The 3578-nt window shown below is 56.3% G+C and carries 5 protein-coding genes; 2 read left to right on the top strand and 3 right to left on the bottom strand.

Features of this window, described 5'->3' with window-relative positions; all coding sequences use genetic code 11:
• On the top strand, positions 1-221 hold a 221-nt coding region (locus DT23_RS19770), incomplete at its 5' end, for a hypothetical protein (RefSeq protein WP_038133168.1).
• A gap of 201 nt (positions 222-422) precedes the next feature.
• On the opposite strand, the gene DT23_RS20375 is transcribed toward DT23_RS19770, so the two are convergent.
• The gene (locus DT23_RS20375) at positions 423-662 is read right to left on the bottom strand and encodes a helix-turn-helix transcriptional regulator (RefSeq protein WP_038133170.1); all 240 of its coding nucleotides are present in this window, start codon (positions 660-662) and stop codon (positions 423-425) included.
• 65 nt (positions 663-727) lie between these two features.
• On the opposite strand from DT23_RS20375, the gene DT23_RS18765 reads away from it, so the two are divergent.
• Positions 728-1621, top strand: coding sequence for a tyrosine-type recombinase/integrase (locus DT23_RS18765; RefSeq protein WP_051697389.1), 894 nt, complete (start codon positions 728-730; stop codon positions 1619-1621).
• 88 nt (positions 1622-1709) lie between these two features.
• On the opposite strand, the gene DT23_RS16805 is transcribed toward DT23_RS18765, so the two are convergent.
• Together DT23_RS16805 and DT23_RS16810 are read right to left on the bottom strand one after the other, a co-directional pair.
• Entirely contained in the window at positions 1710-2855 is a 1146-nt protein-coding gene (locus DT23_RS16805) for a glycosyltransferase family 4 protein (RefSeq protein ID WP_038133173.1), read from the bottom strand.
• On the bottom strand, positions 2855-3578 hold a 724-nt coding region (locus DT23_RS16810; protein WP_156023996.1), incomplete at its 5' end, for a glycosyltransferase. The genes DT23_RS16805 and DT23_RS16810, both read right to left, overlap by 1 nt.

Here is a 3578-nt window from a genome sequence, read left to right on the forward strand (position 1 = left end):
ACAGCTCGACCTCGTCGCAATTGCTGACCGATCCGGTGATCATTGGCCGTTCGGTCGGGGCTACGATCGCGATCGCGCGCCATCTTAAGACGATGCAGGGCGCGCTACGCGCGGTTCAGGAGAGCTTTGAGGCTGCTGGCACGCAGATCACCGGTGCGGTGCTCAACGGATTTAAGGCCAGCGAGTCTGGGAGCTACAGCGGGCATTATCAGTATTACTAGAATTATCGCTATAGCTACAAATCAGAAGATTGAGGGGCAGGGGCGGGCGTTCGTGTTTAGGTGAGGCCCTATCTCATCAGGGGCCGTCAAATGCCCGCTAGTCCCTTTTATCGCGGATTTGCGTTTGTTGCGCCCGAAATGGGGGCGCGGTTGATACCACCTCGGCAGAGTTCCTCGCAGCTAGGCCTGCGCTCTTAATCTTCACTCAGGCTGGCGTAAAAAGATGCCCGGTGCGCCATCGAATGCGGTAACGAACTCGATGCCGGCAGCTTCGAGAGCCGTTTGAATTTTTGCTAGTGTATGCGTGCCGGTGCTTGGAATGCCGTCAGCGCTCTCAATGCTTACAATCGTCCTGCGGGATATTCCGCATTTTCCCGCAAGTTCGTTTGCAGACCAACCAAGTGAAGCGCGTGCGCCTCTGATTTGCCAGGAAGTTAACACTTGACAATCCTCTAAAATTGCGCAAAATGAGCAGATAAATACCCAAAATGGGAGATGTTTTAGCTATGATGCGCGAATGGAAAACAAAATTCAAGCGATTGGAAGGGGCATACTCGCCCGCGACGATGCGCGCCTATTATGCTGACGTGCAGGCTCTCGTTGATTGGTGCGCTGCGATGGGAGTTGAACCGTTTCCGATTGCCCCAGAATTGCTTTGTCGCTTTTTGAGCGAAGAGGCCGGGGCGGATAAAGCCATCGCTACGATTGAACGGCGTCTATACGGAATTCGCAAAATCCACGCTCTGCTCGGCTTGCGTAATCCAACGGAAGACGAAGAGGTCAAGCTCACGATGCGCCGGATCCGGCGAGGTGGCTTTGCGCGTCAACGTCAGGCCAAGGGGATGACTGCAGAGTATCTGGATGCGGCAATCGACGCCCAACCCGATACGCCGTGGGGGCTGCGCAATCGAGCGATGTTGTCGCTGGGATACGACCTGCTGACGCGTCGATCCGAACTTATCGCGCTGCGCAACGAAGACCTTAAGCCTCGGGCGGATGGCACATTTCGTGTTTTGATCCGCCGCTCGAAGGCAGATCCGTTCGGCAGTGGACGCATCGGATTCTGTTCGCGACGAAGCGCAGTTCTTATCCATGATTGGCTGGACTGGCGCGGGCCCAAGATCGACTGGCTCTTTTGTCCGATTTACCACGAGATCCCGATCAATCGCTCTCTCAGCACGACAACAGTTAAGACGGTAATCAAATCGTCGGCCCGCACCTTAGGTCTATCGAAGGGGGAGGCGGCGGCTTTCAGCGGTCACAGCCTGCGCGTTGGGGCAGCACAGGATCTTCTGAAGGGCGGGCACGACACGGTGGCAATTATGCGTGCAGGCGGTTGGAAGTCAGTCAACGTGCTCGCGCGGTATCTCGAAAATGCGCAGCACAATGTGTGGCAATAGGTGGAAAACTATAATCTTTGCGTAAGACCGCATGTCTTTTTCCAGCGGCGCCCAAGCGGTGTTCGTCCAAGTGGTTTGCCCCATTTGCTCACATTCTGCGCGCCTCAAGGATACGGCGATATAGATCGTGGGTCTGCTCAGCAATTTGGGCGGGCGCAAACTTCTCAAAAATCACTTCTCGGGCAGCTTTGCCGAAATCTGCACGCAGTTTAGGGTCGTCAAGTAGAGTAGCCACTTTCGCTGCTAGCGCTAGATTATCGTACACTGGTACCACATAACCAGACACTCCATCAACGAGATGGGCAGGCACATCACCGACATCGGTTGAAACGACTGGGCGTTCCATTGCCATCGCCTCCCAAACTGACACTGGCGAGGATTCCGCGAGCGAGCTGCAGATATACACGTCCATCCGTGCCAATAACGGCCTAATATCCGTTCGCGCTCCCGCCCAAACAATGGCTTCGGAAACACCTAAGCTATCTGCAAGCGCGACCAATCCCGCGTGATATCGAGCTTGGTTTACGTGAACTGGCCCTACAATCAGCACACGCACATCGGGGTGCGTCCGGCGTAATTCGGCAGCCGCATGAATCAAGGTTTCGAGTCCCTTGACGCGGCTGACATTGGCCACAGTCCCTATTACCGGGGCTTGCCGGAGAATTTCCAAGATTTCTTCATCGCCGGCAGGATTGGCGGCGGTAGAAAATTGACCACAGTCCACAGCTGAGGGAATCACAGCTTGTAGACGAGTGGCTAGCTCTGCCCCATAATAATCGCGTGATCGCTCTGATGCGAAGATAAAGCCTGCAGGAAGCGCTGAGAAAAGGCGGAAGATACGGCGAAAGAGGCGCGGCATTGAAGTGTCGTTCAAATGCCAGACTGACGGAACCCCGGCTAGAAATGCTGCAATCACTCCCTTATACTGCCAGCTTCCGCCTGACGCATGAACAAGGTCGATATGTTCCCGCCGGAAGAGTCGGACAAGACGCAGCACCTCAACGGGCGAAAAAAGTATATATCCCATCGCCACGCGCCATTCCTTCGTGATCCGAGTCATTGGGACTGCTCGCCAAGAGACGCCAAAGTCGTCGCACATTTCTTGAAATTGGTCAGAATTGGAGGTTGGCATGACAATTAGTGTCTCGACATCGGTCATTGCTTTGGCTACGCGCAGCATGCGCACCTGCGGCCCGCCGACCTTGCCCTCTTCGATGATGTTGGCGACGCGCATTACGGCTCGACAAGAAGAGCAGTTTTCAGATCCGCGATCAGGCGTTCGTTGACCTCGTTCCAATGCCGTCCCGCAACGGTCTGTACAGCATTTGCAACGATCGTCTTTCGCTTGGCTGCGTCAGCCACGGCGGTGACCGCTTCCGTCATGATCGCGGCGAACGCCACGTTGTCGAATCTCGCGACGAAGCCGTTTTCGCCATGTCGGATCAAGCTCCGCACCCCTTGGCCGTCCGTTGCGACCGGGATCACGCCCTGGCTCATGTATTCGCCGACCTTGATCGGGTAGGCGTAGCGATAGTTGAGAACGTCAGGGTCGATCAAACAGATGCCGATGTGACCAGAACCCAGGATCTCGATAACGGTGCTGTGGACGACCCATCCGTGACGCACGACGCGAAGGCCGCGTTGCGCGGCGCGCTCCACGACACCATCGATAAGGCGAGCACCAGCCTCATCCGCTTGCCCCATGAGGTGTAGAATCGCAGGCGGTCCTTGGTAGCTGCCAGCCCAGTCTGCAATGACACTCATGCCACGCGCTTCGGTAACCGGACCGGCATAACAGATCACGAGCTCACCCGTTTCATCCATCGCCGATACCATGTCGGCCTTGGTCGACACGGTAACGCCCGGGCCGGTCAAGACCAGCCGGCAATCAGGTCGCGGCACTGGCATGTGCGACAGGATGCCGGGATGCATACCGATGATCCAGACATCCGCGCGC

The sequence above is a fragment of the Thioclava indica genome (assembly GCF_000714545.1).
GTDB classification, from domain to species: domain Bacteria; phylum Pseudomonadota; class Alphaproteobacteria; order Rhodobacterales; family Rhodobacteraceae; genus Thioclava; species Thioclava indica.